Source organism: Sulfurovum sp. NBC37-1 (genome assembly GCF_000010345.1).
In the GTDB taxonomy this organism is placed as follows: domain Bacteria; phylum Campylobacterota; class Campylobacteria; order Campylobacterales; family Sulfurovaceae; genus Sulfurovum.
On sequence record NC_009663.1, the window covers coordinates 2,320,344 to 2,336,468 of the forward strand.

Sequence of the window (16,125 nt, forward strand, 5' to 3'; positions counted from 1 at the left end):
ACCTGCTCCTTACACCATCATCACGATACCGGTGATCACTACGTTTATCACGGCGATCGGCATCAAAACTTTCCAACACAGCCACATCAACTGATCCGGTCTGACATGCGGCCATGCTGCTCTCACCCATAGCATCAGGAAGAAGAAGAATCCTACCTTCAGGATGATCGTCAACCAACCGATACCTACTTCACTGTATCCACCAAGGAACACGACCGCCGCAATGATGGAGATCGTGATCATGTTGGCATATTCACCGATGAAGAACATACCCCATCTCATTCCCGAATATTCCGTTGCATATCCGGAAACGACTTCGGCTTCATGCTCCAGAAGGTCAAACGGTGTTCTGTTCGTTTCTGCAAATCCTGCAATAAGGAAAAGCACAAACGCTACAGGCTGTTGCCAAATGAGCCAGTGGCTGATACCTCCTGCCTGGGCATTGTTGAAATCAACAAATGAAAGCGATCCGACCAGCATGATCGGTGCCAGGATCGAAAGACCTGTCACAACTTCATAACTCAGAAACTGGATCGCCGTTCTTGCCGCACCGATGATACCCCATTTGTTCGCCTGTGCCATACCGGCAAGCAGGGGACCGTAAAGCCCCGCCGCCATCATACCGAGCACAAAGAGAATACCAATGTTCAGGTCTGCTGCAATGGACGGTACAAATACACCGCCGAGCACCGGTATCCACTCAGGGATCGTAAAGTCCGGAAATACCGGTACTGCCGCCAATGCGATGAAAGCGGTTGCCGCAGTGATCGAAGGTGCCACCTTGAAGATCAGGCTGTTCGCGTTCTGAGGTACGATATCTTCTTTGGTAAAGAGTTTGATACCGTCGGCCACCAGCTGAAGCAGTCCGTAGGGACCTACGTGCATAGGCCCGAGTCTTCTCTGCATGAATGCCAGTACCTTTCTTTCAATAAATGTACCGAAACCGGCGATCGCCGAGATCACTGCCAGAATAATGATGGCTTTGATGATGACACCGGCTGCCGTCACTTCCGGTAAATTTTGTACGAGTGTTGTTTCCATATTACACCTTTCTCATTGTTACTGTTTGATATCTGGCAGGGCCAAATAGCTCATACACGTTCTGCGCACTTTTGAAATCGGAGAGCTTTGTGATATCGCCGGTCATCTTCTCGTCTGCGATCACGTCAACAACGATACTTCCGTTTTCAAATACCACTTCCACTTTCTCTCCAAGTGCTTCAGCCTTCTCGACACTTGCATACAGACCGAACGGTTCAAATATCTCATGTGCTTTATCTGAGAAGTCTGAGAACTGTCTGGCCGGGTTACATCGGTAAACGATCTCACCTTCAAGTGCTGCATTCTCATCGAATTTCTCTACAGAAGGTGTTTTGGCCTTTCTGTTGGATGTCTTCAGGAGGTAGCCTCTGTTCTCCATACCGTCATTGAGATAACCGTTCGGCAGTGCATCGAACTCTACTTTCTGGAATCCTTTTGAAGTTGGCAGTTTGACGGTCCAGTCGACCGTCAGGCTTTCACCGTCATCAATGAGTTCCGAAACAAGATCATTCAGCTCGTATCCGCCATACCCGACAGCTGCATTGGTCGGTACCACTCTCTTGGAAATGTTCGTGAAAGTCCCTTCCTGCTGATTCATCGCCGGCATATCAAGATCTCCGTCACCCAGTGCGGAGAGCCTGAAATCACCCGGTTCGTTGTAACCGACAGTGAAACTTTCGGCTTCATCGTCAAGGTCACAGATCAGCGCTACACCGAGTGCATTGGCTTTCGGTGGCGCCATCACGACATCAATAGAAGAGGTCTCTTCGATCAGTGCAATGAGTTTCGCCAGATTTTCCGCTTTATCGTGATAATAGAAATCTTCACCTATCATCATGGAGAAGGATTCTTTCTTTTTCATCATCTTCTCAAACGTATCTGCAAAGGTAGCCGAATCTCCGCCGAGAAGGTCGACCAGGCCGTTCTTCTCGACCGTGATCTCTTTCTCTACCATTTCAGGGACCTTTTTGGTGACCTCTTTGCTTTCGCCTGTCTCTTCATCGACAACAGTCTCGGTCACATCTTTCATGACCTTCTCTTTGATCGTCTTCGTTTCGGTTGACTTAAAGCCGGCAAGATACTCTTTGACCTCTTCCGGCAATTTCTCTTTGTCCGCAAAAAGATCAAGTACAAGGTAGAGCGCCGCTTCTTCCAAGCCTGGCTTGTGTGTGAAACACTCAACACTCTTACCAAAGCTTGGGATAAGCGTATCGCCTATCGGGTGGAAATAGAATCCCGCACCCTTATTCATCTTCTGGACATTGTTGAAAGCATACTTCATTCCGGGTGCATCATTTCTGAGTGCCGAGCCAAGGGCAATGACAAAGTCACTCTTCTTCATGATCACATCGTTGTCCGTTGTCCAGAATCTGTTACCGGAGGCTTTCTGATAGTATCCGAGGAATTTCTGGAAAGCACGTACTTCAGGGTTGTAGAGCTTCAATCCCAACTTCTCTTTGAGTGTTTGAAGCATCAAAGCCTCTTCATTCGTGATCACCGAGTTGAAACGCACGGTCTGTGCTTTTTTGAAAGCTTCCAGTGCTTCAGCAAATGCTGTTTCATCTTTGGAGACATCGGCATTTTCAAAATCATAGGCAAAACGCGCCGCACCGTCAAGGGAAACATAATTCCATTCGTTGGTCACACGGAAGATCTTTTCGTTCCGGTCTTCTATGGAGGCAGGCTTCACTTCATAATAGATCTGGAAACCATCAGAAGAGTGTGCAGAAACAGCAGGAACTCTTTTCAGATCCCAGGCATTTGACTTGTACTGGAAGTCTCTGCTGACCAATGCACCGACAGGGCAGACCGCAGCACATTCACCACAATCCGAACAGTTCGTATATTCCGTTCCGTTACTCGGTGCGATGACGGACTTCTGGAGTTTGTTCCACATGGCATAGGCATCTTTCGGCATCGTATCTTTGAAACCTTTATCGAGTGCTTCTCCGCCTCTTTTGACCGTCGTAAGCGCAGCATCACCGATCATGTCTTTACAGACGGTCGTACATCTTTCACACACGATACAGAGACCTGCATCGTAATGCAGTACGGAACTCCAGTTCTTCACTTCCCGTTTGGTATCCGGGATCATATAGGACTGTGAATCCACACCCAGTTCAAGGGTATAGTTCTGAAGTTCACACTCCCCGCTCTTGTCACAGACGCCACACTGAAGCGGGTGGTTCACGTCATAGACTTCCATGATCGCACGGCGTTCTTCAAGGATATTCGGCGTATCTACCGTGATCTCCATGCCTTCTTTGACTTTTGCGTTACATGCATATACCTGTTTTCCGTCGGCCTCTACGAGACAAAGACGACACGCCAGTGTCGGTGAACATCTTGTCAAGTAACAGATCGCGGGAATAAAAACATCGTTGGCACGTGCGGCGTTGAGGATGTATTCACCCTCCTGGACCGCGACTTCTTTACCATCGATTTTAATATTGACTGTACTCATATTAATTTCCTGCCCTTTCAAAATCTAGCCTCTTAAATCTATAAGAGGATACCAAAGCTCCACTTAATCCCATATCAAATGTAGGGTTAAGGGCAATGGTTCCTTTCATGGTTGTGTCGATCCTAAACAGACGATCGAAATCCACACCATCGATAGTGAACCGTATACGGTCACCGTCTTTCAGTTTGGTCGCCATAGCGAATTGCTGTGAGCCCAGAAGTACCGCTTCGTCTTCCAGCAGGGATGACTTAGCGGTAAATGCCGAGAACTGCTCTGTCGGATTGCAGCTGTAGACCACAGCTCCATCATAGCCTTCCAGCTCTTCCACCTCTTCGAGGATTCTGCTGACAGAGACTTTTTTAGCCTTCAGCAGATAGCCTCTATACTCATTACCGACACTGTCGAAGTAGTCGGGAAGCGCATCAAACTCGATAGCTTCAAACCCCTTCTCTTCCGGCAGTTCCTCAGTATATCCGATGGTATATTCCGCATCCAGCCCCAGTGCATTGGCAATATCGTTCAAAACATAGCCGCCATTCGAAAGAGCCACATTCATTGGAACAACACGCTTGTCTACTGTAGTTATCGTGCCTTCCTGCTGATTCATCGCCGGCATATCAAGATCACCGTCACCCAAGGCAGAAAGGGTAAAGTCGGCAGGCATATTGTAACCGACCGTACTGCCTTCCGCCTCATCATCCAGGTCACAGATCAGTGAGAGTCCCATCGCATTGCCCGCCGGCGGTACACAGACTACATTGAAGCCTGCATACTGTTCAAACAGGGCAAGCAATTTGGCGATCTGCTCCGCTCTCGGATGTGCATAGAGGTCGGACCCGACCACCAGTGAGAAACCGCTCTTCTTGCGTAGTGATTTTTCAAGGGCTTCAAGTTCCTCTTCTCCCACATTGGTCTCGGCGGAAAGGTATCCGATATCGAGGTCATCCATAAACGACTTGACGGATTTTGGCAGGTCCGCTTCAGCCAGCAGTGCAGCTACCAGCAGTGCGGCAACCCCCTCTTCACTTCCCACTTCATACTTGATGAACTGGGTCACGATATTCTGTATCTCTTTGTCTTCAAGCGGATGCATGTAAGCCACTCTCGCCTGGTGCCACTTGCTCGCCATATTGATATGGTACTTCACCGCAGGCGCATCGTCATTGATACGCGAACCGAATACGATCACTGCTTTAGACTCGGAAATCGCTTTTAGCGTACCGCCGTAGAGATGCTTCCCGGTAATACTGCTATAAGCTTGCATGAATTTCTGATAGGCTCTTGCTTCCGGAGAGACAAGTTTAAAGCCAAGTTTCTCTTTGAGCTTTTGCAGTATCAGCGCTTCCTCGTTGGAGGTTTGGTTCGAGAGAAGAACGGTACCGGCTTTCTTAAAAGCGTCAACCGCTTTTGCAAAAGCCTCTTTATCTTTGGTCACACCCTCGTTGGCATAGTCAAAACCGAATCTGCCCGCACCACAAAGATTGGTAAATTCAAACTCATTGGTCACACGGTAGATCCTGTCATTCTTCACTTCATAATACATCTGGCATCCGCCGCCGCAATGCGGGCATGCGCTTGGGATCTTCGTCAATTCCCAGGCATTGGCCGTATATTTGAACTTCGTACTGACCAGTGCCCCTACGGGACAGACTGCTGCCGCTTCGCCCAGGGAAGCGTAATTCTTCTCTTTTTTGGTATTGATGATGGTCGAACCGTATCCACCGAATTTTATTTTGAGTGCTTCATCTCCGGTGATCTCAGTTGAGACACGCACACACTTTTCACACATGATGCAGAGCGCAGGGTCGTAGGAGACATGCCCCCAGTTCTCTACCGGTCTGTTCTGGTCTCTTGCCGTAAAGTCCTGTGCTTCAAGATTGAACTCCATGGTCTTGTTCTGAAGGTCGCATTCGCCGCTCTTGTCACAGACACCGCACTCAAGCGGGTGGTTAACATTGTAGAGCTTCATAATGCTCTGACGTTCTTCGTAGAGTGCCGTACTGTCGGTTGTGATGACCGCACCGTCCGTCGCTTTTTCCTGGCAGGAGAGGATCATTCCCTCCACACCTTCGACCTCGACCACGCACATACGGCATGAACCGATCGGCAGCACCTTTGTCAGGTAACACATGGTCGGGACATAAATATCATTCTCTCTGGCAATCTCCAGAATGGTCTTGCCAAAGGTACTTTTGAACTCTTTGCCGTTGATAGTGACTGTGATCTCTTTTCCGGTATTCATAGAATTATGTACACTCATATCACACCGCCACCATTGAAATATAATAACATCGCATACATCTTTCTGCTTCCGCGATGGCCTCTTCCCCGGTAAATCCGAGATTGACCTCTTTGTTGTTGGTCCTTCTCTCATCTACACCGAGTTTTTCACTCTCAGCTCTCGGAAGCCCCGGCATCCAGCCCGTGATCTTCTCTTTCTTGTCATAGACTTTGAGCCGGTTAAGATGGTCTTCCATGATCTCGTCATCCGTCAGGGTACATTTACCGTCATAGATGTAGCGGCTGATGACCGAAGCAGCACGGCGTGCCTGGCCTACGGCATTGACTATCGTCATTGGGCCGTACTCACAGTCACCTGCGGCAAAAAGTCCCGGACGCGTGGTCATAAAATCCTTGCCGTTTGTCAGGATACTGTTCCAGGATGTCATCTCGAGACTCCACTCTTCAGGCAGTAGCTGTGTGTCAAGTGCCTGAGAGACCGCAGGGATCAGGTAGTCACATTCGATCTCGAAATCCCCGCCTTCAATCTTGACAAGCTGTGCACGTCCTCCGTTGGGATCCGGTACAAGCTCGAAACGGTTCACTTTGAGTTTCGTGATCTTCTCACCGTCATCGAAAATCTCTTCGATCGCCGAGTGGAAGATGAACTCCACACCCTCTTCGACCGCCTCATGATACTCTTCATAGGTCGTGTTCCGGATGATCGTCTTCTCATCACGACGATAGAGCATGATCACCTTCTTGGCGCCTTCACGGATGGAACATCGTACGACATCCATTGAGGTAAACCCACCACCGACACAGACAACGACCTTGTCTTTCAAGTCTTCGGAAGCCGGTGAACCTATCCCGTACTTATGCCAGAGATTGACCTTGTCAAGCATTGAGATAGCACCCCAGTAACCGCCCATTTTCGGGTTTTCGTTTGCAGCACGCACTTTTTTGGAAAGTCTCGCACCAAACCCGAGCAGTGTGGCATCATACTCAGCATCTATCTCTTTGAGACGCTCCGCATCCACTCTGTGGTTGTTGGTAATGCTCACTGTCGGCATACTGAGAACCAGTTCGATATCTTTGTTGTACTTGTCTACAGGCATTCTGTACTCGGGTACACCCACGGCAACTTCACCGCCGTTAACGGGTAGTTCTTCGAAGATATCGACCTGTATCCCTTCGAGCGCCAGGTAGTATGCCGCTGTCAGCCCTGCCGGTCCCGCTCCGATGATCGCGACTTTCTTACCATCGTTCCTTGGAGGCTTCGGCTCCTGCGGATGCAGCCATTCAAGGTCATGGTCGGTTTCATAGTCCGCACCGAGACGCTTCAGTTCCATAATGGAGATAGGCTCATCGAGGTTTGCACGGCGACAGGCATCTTCACACGGATGGGGACAGACACGTCCGCAGGTGTGTGCCAGAGGCATCGTCTGTCTTGTGGCTGCCAGCGAATCGGTAAATACCATATCCCTTACACCCTCTATATAGGCAGGGATATCCACATGCGCCGGACACATATCCGTACACGGTGCGGTAACCTTGGCGATATAGTCTGTCTCTCCACCGTAATGTTTCGACGGAATCTGCGCATCGATACAGGTATCGAACTGATCCTTATAGTATTCCATCAGGTCAAGAATGGGTTTTGGAACCGTTTTCCCGATCTCACATTTGGATGTAGCCATCATGGTTTTGCTGATCTCTTTGAGATGGGCAATATCATCATGCGAACCTTCGCCTCTGGCGATCTTGTCAAGCAGATCATAAAGAATTCTACCGCCCCATCTACCCGGTGCACAACGTCCACAGGCTTCGGAATATTCCTGATACTGTGCCGCATACTTTGAAGCCAACTCCACTGCATCAATGTTCTCGTCAAAAATGGCAACGCCATCCCAGCCAATGAACGCTTTGGAGTTCTTCTCCCCGTGGTAGGTCTCAGGCAGTTTGAATTCGGATTGGCTCGACTCGTCAGAGGGTTTACCGCGGTTGTCGATAAACTCGCCTCTCCAAGTTGAGAATACAATTCCAGACATTATTTAGCCTTTGGTTTTCTGGCAGTGTTTCTTTTGGCTGCAGGTTTTTTCGCAGGCTGTTTTTTGGGTGCCGGCTTGCTTGCTTTTGCAGCAGCCTCTTTTGCCGCTGTTTCTTCAGCTGCCTTTTTCTCGGCTTCCGCTTTTTCTGCCGCTGCTTTTTCCGCTTCAGCCTTGGCCTTGGCCTCTTCCGCCGCTTTTTTCTCTGCTTCGGCTTTTTCAGCTTCTTCTTTGGCTGCTGCTTCCGCCGCGGCTTTTTCGGCTTCCGCTTTTGCCTTGGCTTCTTCTTCGGCTTTCAGTGCAGCCGCTTCTTCTGCCTCTTTAGCCGCTTTTTCCGCAGCTGCTTTGGCTGCCGCGATCTTCTCGGCACGCTCTTTTCTTGTTTCATCATCCACTTTTTTGACAACTACTGTCCAGTCCACTTCATTGAACTTCAGTGAGTTCATCAGGTCGTGTCCCGTCTCTTTGATCACATCGGCAGACTTCTGGATGGAAGAGAAATCTCCTACTTCAAAAAGGAAGATACCTACTTCACCGACCTTCAGTCCTTTATCGATAAGTTCGACCATTCTGTCATAGAAATCGTCATGTAAATGTCTTAAATCATATCTTTTCATACGCTATTCTCCTTAACGATCGACTTCACCGAATACGATATTGGTAGAACCAATGATCGTAACGACGTCAGCAATATATGTTCCTACAAGAATTTCCTGCAGCAGTCCGGTATGGAAGAAACTCGGGGCTCTACACTTCAGTCTGTAAGCATACGGCTCACCCTCTGATTTGATGTAGAATCCAAGCTCCCCTTTCGGAGACTCAGTCGGTACATAGACTTCACCTTTCGGCGGTCTCATACCCTGTGTGACCAGCACAAAATGCTGCATCAGAGCATAATTCTGCGTCATGATCTCCTCTTTCGGAGCGGAGATGTACTGAGGTGCATGTGCCATCAACTGAGGTTCACTCTCTTTATACTTGGAAACAAGCTGTCTGAGAATTCTTGTAGACTGATGCATCTCTTCCATATAAAGTCTGTAACGTCCGTAGGAATCACATCTGTCGGAGACAGGAATATCAAAATCGAGTTCACCGTAAAGCTCGTACGGCTCTTCTTTTCTGATATCCCAGTTGACACCGGAACCTCTGAGCATCGGACCCGTACAGCCCCATGAAAGTGCATCTTCCGCAGAGATCACCCCCACATCTTCCAGACGCATCTTCCAGATACGGTTTTCCTGAAGCAGGGCGTTGTATGTATGTTCCAACTCATGATCGACTTTGTCACACCATGAGATCATTTTCTCGATCCAGCCGTTCGGAAGGTCCAAAGGCACACCGCCGATACGTACAGCAGAGTGTGTCAGTCTTGCTCCACAGTAGTCTTCCATAAGGTCCATACCGAATTCACGTTCACGGAAAGCGTACAGAAATACGGACATTGCACCGACATCGAGGGCATGTGTCGCAATGAAGAAAAGGTGGGAGATGAGACGGTTGATCTCAAGAAGCATTGTTCTGATGACCTGCGCACGTCTCGGTGCTTCGATACCAAGCAGTTTCTCTACCGCCAGCGCATAGGCATAGTTGTTTGCCGTGGACGCGATATAGTCAAGTCTGTCTGTGGTAGGGAGGAACTCGTTGTAGGTCATGTTTTCCGCCATTTTTTCGATCCCTCTGTGAAGGTAACCGATGTCCGGATAGGCTTTGACCACCTGCTCACCTTCAAGCTCAAGAACAAGTCTAAGCTGTCCGTGCGCCGAAGGGTGCTGAGGACCGAAGTTGATCACCATTGTGTTGTCGTCGCGCTCGAAATTGAGGTTTTCGAAAAACGGTGTTAATTTATTTGGTTGTTGCATTCTCTCCCCTTATCTTCGCTCATCCAGCTGTTTACCGGATTTTTTAGTGTAATCCACAAGGATCGTTTCGCTGTACTCGATCGGATTCTCTTTTTCTCCCTCGGAAATATCTGCACCGAACGGCACTTCATAGCCGACTCTGGAGAAACGTTTTGTATCGTATCTGTCGATACGTGCAGGGTCTCTGTTCTCAGGCCCGATCACATCTCTGTACTCTTTACCGAAGATCTTGTCAACTTCATACCAGGAAGCGAACTCGTCACCATGTAACGGATATGTTTTCAGAAGAGGATGTCCTTCCCAGTCATCCGGCATAAGGATACGCTTGAGGAACGGATGGTTGTTGACCTTGATACCGAACATATCGAACATTTCACGCTCAGCAAAGTTCGCTGACCTGAAAAGCGGTTGAATACTCTCGATCGCTTCATTTTCTTTAATACGCGTAGTCACTCTGACTCTTTTGGCTTCCGTAATATTCAGCAGCTGCCAGAAAAGTTCGAACTCGCCGTCCTGTGCCAGGTAATCTACCGCCGACTGTTCTGAGCACTGTGTATAACCGCATGTCTCTTTAAGGGTTTTCATGACATCGAAATTGTCTGTTGCTTTAATGTGGATGACAAGCTGCCCGACAGAAACATAAGACTCTTTTGCTTTTCTGCCCAGTGCTTTGACCACATCTGCAAAGTGGCTTCCCTCTTCCACTTCCGTCTGAGGTACACGCGGTGCCACCCAGTATCTGTCCGTATAGTATGATTTTTTCTGTACGTTGTCTTTTGGAGTATATTTTCTCATTACACCAACCTCAAATTCTGTTTTGTATTGTTATTCATATTTGCAGACTCTCTTCTGATCTTCTTCTGAAGCATCATCAGTGCATACTGAAGCGTTTCAGGTCTTGGTGCACACCCCGGAAGGTAAATATCAACAGGAATAATTCTGTCAACCCCCTGCACGGTTGCATAGGTGTTGAACATGCCGCCTGTGTTTGCACAAGAACCCATAGAGATGACCCATTTCGGTTCAGTCATCTGGTCATACAGTCTTCTTGCGAATTCAGAGTGCTTCTTGGAAAGCGTTCCTGCCAGGATCATGACATCTGCCTGTCTCGGGGAAGCCCTGAAGATCGTACCCATTCTGTCGAAGTCGTAACGTGACGCACCTGATGCCATCATTTCGATCGCACAACATGCGAGTCCGTATGTCAACGGCCAGAGCGAGTTTGAACGCCCCCAGTTTACCAATTTGTCTACCGAAGTCAATGCTATCGGCAAGCCTGCTGCTGAGGCGTAATTTACTTGATGCTGTGCCATTCAAGTGCTCCTTTCTTCCATGCATATACAAAACCGATCGCAAGTAGTACTATAAATAGTATCATCTCCGCAAATCCGAACCAGCCAAGCAGTTTAAAGTCGATCGCCCATGGAAACATAAAGATAATTTCCACATCGAACAGGATGAAAAGAAGTGCGATCAGGTAGAACTGCGCCGAGATAGTGTTCGGCTGCTTGGTGACTTCCGGCCCACACTCATAGATGGTGAGCTTTAGCTTTTCGGTATCGAGTTTGGCCAGTTTTCTACTGACGATACGTGCCAACATCAGTGTTGCAGGAAATGCAACGGCTGTCAGAGCAAATAGAACAAATACACCAAAATACGGGTGTTCTGTAATTACATGAGTCATGTTAATCCCTTTACTTTATTATCATGAGAATCGTCACGAGAGTATTCTCAGAATATCACTTCAATAGTATCCAAAAGAGTATTAAAGTAATTGAGGCATATTTTTCTTTCCAATTTACACGGGGAGGACTGTAACCATGTGAAACAAAAAACGGGTAGAATGTCAAAAAAATTAAGGAAACGTTGTGAAAAAGCCGATGAACGTACTCTACTGGGTCGCCATGATCGCCCTAATTTTCTATTTTGCCTACACCAAAGGGTGGATACTGGCCAATTTTGACTCCATCACAGCCAAACAGGCAGAGACCCTACTTGTGAACGATGACAATGTCACGCTTTTGGACGTCAGAAGTATCCCCGAGTACAAAATCGGCCATGTCAGAGGCGCAAAACTGATCCCTCTGGGAAAACTCGAAGCAAACCTGGACAAACTCAAATCCGACAAAAACAAAAAGATCATCGTCTACTGCCGCAGCGGAAACCGAAGCGTCGCGGCATCACGCATATTGGAGAAACACGGTTTCGTACCACTCAACGTGAAACAGGGGATGATCGGCCTGCTGGGGACCGACCTGGAGATCGTGAAGTAGTTTTGGATTCCATATTTCATTGATCTGTATGGATTAAAAATGGTGCCGTCAGGGGACGGACACCCTACATGATAGAGGGTGAGATATGGCATTACATTTTTGGGGAACCGGTGCCGTGGGGACACGGACACCCTACGAGATTAATGTTGTAATGGTATGTCTGTAGGGTGCTGTGCCCTCACAGCACCAAAACCTGGTATCACCGGTCAATCATTCCCCTCCACCACGGCAATCTCTTCTTCCGTCAATCCGTAGAGTTCATACACCATTTTGTCAATCTCTTTGTCGGTGTTGTCAATTTGTCGTTGCAATTCCAGAAGTTCTGTTTTGTGCTCATTGAAATACTCCTCCCATTCGTCCTGCTCCTTGAGGGTGAGGGTGATCTTTTTCTTTTTGAGTTCTTTGAGGAAGGTTTTGAAGTCGAGCTCGTAGAAGGCTTCGAGTTTTTTGCTGGGTTTGTCGAGGTCGTAGTTGTCGGTGAGGCGGTTGAGGAATTTATGTTTTTTTGTTTCCAACAATTGGTTTAATTTTATAATTTTTTCAACATACTCTTCCATTATTTTTTTCTTAACTACATTTGTAAACTCAGCTACTGGTATCTGCTCAATATTTTGTGTAAACAGTCTTAATCGCCACTGACCTCCCCGCAATGCTTCGCAAATACTTTTTAGATAAAACCAGCATAGTTTTGAGTTTAAAATGCCCAATAAAAACAGATCATCTCCCGGTATAAGATAAGTGGTGTTTGTTGAATAGGAGCCGCTCAGGTCCAGACAAAACTTTGGACCTTGCGACATATCAGGATAAAAGATTTTTGGCTTCTCAAATACTTCATAATAGTCACACGCTCTCAGTTCCCACCAAAACTCACCCTTGTCGTAACGCTTACGTCCTTTTTCTGCAAATGGCTCCAGCCAGCTGTATAGCGACGGATTGTGGTCTTTCAGCCAATTCCACGCATCAGATTCATCTGTTAATCCTGACTGTTCCCTTGTCCAGCCTTTTGGGAATAATAATAAGTACTTATCCGCAACAGGTGTTTTGTATCTGCCAAGATCCTGTCCTGCAAAAAAAGGCTTTAATATCTCTGCATTACGAATATCCTCGACTATCAATCTATCTCTTATTTCCTTGCGAATTACAAAGGCTTCATTTAGACCAGTTAGAACACCTCTGAATATATCATTTTTAATATATTCTTTCAATGTAAACTTATTTGACTTAATCTTGTCATAAAGTTTCAATATCGATTCATCTGCCAACTGCCAGCGATTATCATTAAGTCTACTTTGATGCATTTTCCCTTTACTATACTGCTCAATTTCCTGCATATCAGAACTATCTTTAATATAGGTCGAAATATAGTTATTGTCCTCGTTGTTTTTGCGACCAATAAAAATCACCGGATATGTGGTAGCCTCTTCAAATACCGTATCATCCCCAAAATCTATCAACTTTTCTATGACTGTATTATACTTTAGATATTTACGTAAATTTGCTCCACTACCGCTTTTGAAATAAGAACTTGAAGAGATATATGACATATGTCCATTTTCTTTGAGGAGAGAGAATGCCTTTTCATAAAAGTACACATACAGGTCCGCCGTACCATGATAGGTTTGATAATGATTTTTAAAAAAGTCTTTGTCTTCAGCACTTAAAAGCTCCTGCCGTACATACGGCGGATTCCCGATCACCACATCAAAGCCGCCTCTTGGAAGTGATGCTTCAGCTTCACCCTTCTGCAACTCTTTTTCCGAAGCTGAAGCATCGGCTCCAAAGACTTCCGGGAACTCCTCTTCCCAGACAAAGGCATCTTCTGCCACAGACTTGTCATCTATGAGTGAATTCCCTACCTTTATCTTGTCTGCCAATTTGTTGAGCTTTCTTCCGCTTTCCACCGTTCTGAGCCACAAAGAGAGTTTGGCGATTTCCACGGCTTCGGCGTTGATATCGACTCCGTAGAGGTTGTTCTCCAGAATGCCTTTTTTGACATCGTAGAGCCCAAGCACAGAACCGCCCATCAGTGTCCTGATACCCTCGTCTATGAAGTCATGCTCTTCCAACAAATGATTCAGTGCCTGATTGAGAAATGCGCCCGAACCGCAGGCGGGGTCGAGTATCTTGAGTCCGAGTAGATATTCACGATAGGCTTCGAGTGCCTCTTTTAGCTTCGTCTCTGTTTTGTTGAGCTTTTTGGGGTTCTTCGGCACCTCTATCTCCACGTCATCCAATCCAAGTGCCTCTTTTTTGGCCTGACAGAGTTTTCCCAGTGTATTGTCGACGATGTACCTCGTGATGTACTCCGGCGTGTAAAAAACACCGTCTTTCTTCCGTTTGGACTTTGACGCGTCAAAATCGGTATCGTTGATACGCGCTTTTAGCTCTTCGATGTCGTTGAGCGAGTTCTCAAAGATATGCCCGAGAATATTCACATCGATGTCGGTATTGAAGTCGTAGGCACTCAGCGCCAGAGGGCAGGCATCGATGACATGATTGTCGATCTTCAAACTTTCAAGCACCTCATCGGCGGCAAAAAGCCCGCCATTGTATTCGGGGATGTTCAGTTTTTTGTTACCCTGATTGATCGCTTTGAAGTAGATCTTGTAAAAATGCCACAGGTCACGGTCTTCGATGTCGCCTTTGTAATGGTCTATGATGGACTGAATGGTGTTGGGAGGAAGGATGCCCCGGTCTTCGGCAAAGAAGATGAACACCATACGGTCCAGGATGGTCTGCGTCTTTTCAAGCAAAAGATGCCGGTCTGTCTGCGGGTTGTTCTCAATGATGTTTTCAAAAAGATTGAGCCTAAGCCCGGCATATTTTTTGTAAAGCTCGTTGGAGATGCTCTCTTCCTGGAGTTTGGAATCCTGTTTCAGCTTTAGAGGAATATCGGCAAAGAGTTTTTCTTTGTTGAGCAGATAGTAGAACAGCCCAAAACGCTCCTCATCCAGCATAAAAAGGTTGAACTCTTCATATCTGTCCGAATACTCCACATAAAAGCGAAGCTTCTCAAAGTTGGAAGTGATGATGTATTTACAGGCAGGATGGTTGTTCTTGTAGTTGAACGCCTGATCAACGATCTTGTCCATGGATTTGGTTTTGGTTGATTTGAGTTCGATGACGGCGATGACCTTGCCATCTTTAAGTATCGCACCATCCGCTTTCTTACTGTCGCTGACATTTTTCTGTTCGGCTATAAGGTCATACCCCGGCGAAGGATTGAGCGTATAGCCCAAGACCTTGACAAAAAGATCATCCAGAAATCCGTACTGATACTGCTCTTCCTTTGAGGTTTTGATATTGGCTATTTTTGAGAGGAATTCTTGTTTGTAGGTCTCGTATGCCTTTGACACAGAAGCTGTGTCCATATTTCTCAGGTAGTTTCGGAGGACGGAGTTTTGGAACAGGGACATACAGGAACCTATGTGTTTTGATTTGGATTATTATAGCAGATGTTTTTGGGTTTTGTTATGTGTGTTGGATTGGTTTTACATGGTCAAGGGTTGTGGTACTGTGAGGAAACAGCACCCTACTCGGACTACGTTATCAAATTCCCCGTAGGGTGACTGTCCCCTGACGGCACCAAAAACAATTTAGATATATTCATTTACGTTTAAATCGAAATGACGAATATTCCCATTGGTTCGGTTCATCGACATATCCGTGCTTGACCGGGTTATGATACATGTATTGCATCTTTTCCAACATATCTTTTTCATTTCGGATGGTATGTTCGTAATAGCGTTTTTGCCAAATACCTGAATGTTTTCTCCGATAAGGAGATTGGTTTAACGTCATTTTGGCTTTTACCTTGATTGCATGATCCAAACCATACACAAAACTTCTTTTGATATGGGATATAATTTTGGGGTACTCTTCAACATTTTTGGGTGTAATGATCATATGGAGATGGTCGGGCATGATTACAATCGCGGCAATACGGTAATCATAGTTTTTTTTGCTCAGCTGAAAACTTTTACGGAGAATGTCAATATGTTTTATCAGAAAAGGTTTCCGTCTGTGTGTTACCATGGTAATGAAATAGCTATATCCGTTTTGGAATATTCGTTTGTAATCTGCCATATCAAAAGTGTATAATAAAACTATGGTCATCATCAATAATATGGCAAATTGTCATGTTTTTGGAATATAGATTCTAATGTTATGCTGTATTCGCGTAGGGTGCTGTGCCCTCACAGCACCAATATTTTGGGATG

12 protein-coding genes are annotated in these 16,125 nt (G+C 46.6%); 1 reads left to right on the top strand and 11 read right to left on the bottom strand.

Annotated features, from left to right (window positions below):
* Positions 1-9 precede the first annotated feature (9 nt).
* Genes nuoH through SUN_RS11575 form a run of 9 tightly spaced genes read right to left on the bottom strand, consistent with a single transcriptional unit; the run spans position 10 to position 11,316 of the window.
* Positions 10-1,041, bottom strand: a complete 1,032-nt coding sequence (nuoH, locus tag SUN_RS11535; protein ID WP_012083999.1) for an NADH-quinone oxidoreductase subunit NuoH — start codon at positions 1,039-1,041, stop codon at positions 10-12.
* A 1-nt stretch (position 1,042) separates the two neighbouring features.
* Complete coding sequence (locus SUN_RS11540) at positions 1,043-3,505, bottom strand: NADH-quinone oxidoreductase subunit G (protein ID WP_012084001.1); 2,463 nt, start codon at positions 3,503-3,505, stop codon at positions 1,043-1,045.
* 1 nt (position 3,506) lies between these two features.
* Positions 3,507-5,765: a 2Fe-2S iron-sulfur cluster-binding protein gene (locus SUN_RS11545; protein ID WP_232501335.1), complete on the bottom strand. Its 2,259-nt coding sequence runs from the start codon at positions 5,763-5,765 to the stop codon at positions 3,507-3,509.
* A gap of 1 nt (position 5,766) precedes the next feature.
* Complete coding sequence (locus SUN_RS11550; protein ID WP_012084003.1) at positions 5,767-7,776, bottom strand: FAD-dependent oxidoreductase; 2,010 nt, start codon at positions 7,774-7,776, stop codon at positions 5,767-5,769.
* Positions 7,776-8,390 carry an NADH-ubiquinone oxidoreductase subunit E family protein gene (locus tag SUN_RS13820; protein ID WP_012084004.1) on the bottom strand — a complete coding sequence of 205 codons (615 nt, stop codon included), beginning with the start codon at positions 8,388-8,390 and terminating at the stop codon, positions 7,776-7,778. The genes SUN_RS11550 and SUN_RS13820 overlap by 1 nt, the downstream gene beginning before the upstream one ends.
* A 12-nt stretch (positions 8,391-8,402) precedes the next feature.
* Positions 8,403-9,632 carry an NADH dehydrogenase (quinone) subunit D gene (gene nuoD, locus SUN_RS11560; protein WP_012084005.1) on the bottom strand — a complete coding sequence of 410 codons (1,230 nt, stop codon included), beginning with the start codon at positions 9,630-9,632 and terminating at the stop codon, positions 8,403-8,405.
* 9 nt (positions 9,633-9,641) lie between these two features.
* Complete coding sequence (locus tag SUN_RS11565) at positions 9,642-10,427, bottom strand: NADH-quinone oxidoreductase subunit C (RefSeq protein WP_012084006.1); 786 nt, start codon at positions 10,425-10,427, stop codon at positions 9,642-9,644.
* Positions 10,427-10,945, bottom strand: coding sequence for a NuoB/complex I 20 kDa subunit family protein (locus SUN_RS11570; RefSeq protein WP_012084008.1), 519 nt, complete (start codon positions 10,943-10,945; stop codon positions 10,427-10,429). The genes SUN_RS11565 and SUN_RS11570 overlap by 1 nt, the downstream gene beginning before the upstream one ends.
* Positions 10,927-11,316, bottom strand: a complete 390-nt coding sequence (locus SUN_RS11575; RefSeq protein WP_012084010.1) for an NAD(P)H-quinone oxidoreductase subunit 3 — start codon at positions 11,314-11,316, stop codon at positions 10,927-10,929. The genes SUN_RS11570 and SUN_RS11575 overlap by 19 nt, the downstream gene beginning before the upstream one ends.
* Before the next feature lie 184 nt (positions 11,317-11,500).
* Here SUN_RS11575 and SUN_RS11580 point away from each other — a divergent pair, with 184 nt between their 5' ends.
* The gene (locus tag SUN_RS11580) at positions 11,501-11,905 is read left to right on the top strand and encodes a rhodanese-like domain-containing protein (RefSeq protein ID WP_012084011.1); all 405 of its coding nucleotides are present in this window, start codon (positions 11,501-11,503) and stop codon (positions 11,903-11,905) included.
* 206 nt (positions 11,906-12,111) lie between these two features.
* On the opposite strand, the gene SUN_RS11585 is transcribed toward SUN_RS11580, so the two are convergent.
* Positions 12,112-15,321 carry an Eco57I restriction-modification methylase domain-containing protein gene (locus SUN_RS11585; protein ID WP_012084012.1) on the bottom strand — a complete coding sequence of 1,070 codons (3,210 nt, stop codon included), beginning with the start codon at positions 15,319-15,321 and terminating at the stop codon, positions 12,112-12,114.
* A 190-nt stretch (positions 15,322-15,511) separates the two neighbouring features.
* Positions 15,512-15,991: an REP-associated tyrosine transposase gene (locus SUN_RS11590; RefSeq protein ID WP_012084013.1), complete on the bottom strand. Its 480-nt coding sequence runs from the start codon at positions 15,989-15,991 to the stop codon at positions 15,512-15,514.
* Between the last annotated feature and the right edge of the window lie 134 nt (positions 15,992-16,125).

Coding starts and splice junctions, on each gene's coding strand:
- SUN_RS11575 (WP_012084010.1), bottom strand. CDS start 11,316: ATGACTCATGTAATTACAGAACACCCGTATTTTGGTGTATTTGTTCTA.
- SUN_RS11545 (WP_232501335.1), bottom strand. CDS start 5,765: ATGAGTGTACATAATTCTATGAATACCGGAAAAGAGATCACAGTCACT.
- nuoH (WP_012083999.1), bottom strand. CDS start 1,041: ATGGAAACAACACTCGTACAAAATTTACCGGAAGTGACGGCAGCCGGT.
- SUN_RS11540 (WP_012084001.1), bottom strand. CDS start 3,505: ATGAGTACAGTCAATATTAAAATCGATGGTAAAGAAGTCGCGGTCCAG.
- SUN_RS11550 (WP_012084003.1), bottom strand. CDS start 7,776: ATGTCTGGAATTGTATTCTCAACTTGGAGAGGCGAGTTTATCGACAAC.
- nuoD (WP_012084005.1), bottom strand. CDS start 9,632: ATGCAACAACCAAATAAATTAACACCGTTTTTCGAAAACCTCAATTTC.
- SUN_RS11590 (WP_012084013.1), bottom strand. CDS start 15,991: ATGGCAGATTACAAACGAATATTCCAAAACGGATATAGCTATTTCATT.
- SUN_RS11565 (WP_012084006.1), bottom strand. CDS start 10,427: ATGAGAAAATATACTCCAAAAGACAACGTACAGAAAAAATCATACTAT.
- SUN_RS13820 (WP_012084004.1), bottom strand. CDS start 8,390: ATGAAAAGATATGATTTAAGACATTTACATGACGATTTCTATGACAGA.
- SUN_RS11585 (WP_012084012.1), bottom strand. CDS start 15,321: ATGTCCCTGTTCCAAAACTCCGTCCTCCGAAACTACCTGAGAAATATG.
- SUN_RS11570 (WP_012084008.1), bottom strand. CDS start 10,945: ATGGCACAGCATCAAGTAAATTACGCCTCAGCAGCAGGCTTGCCGATA.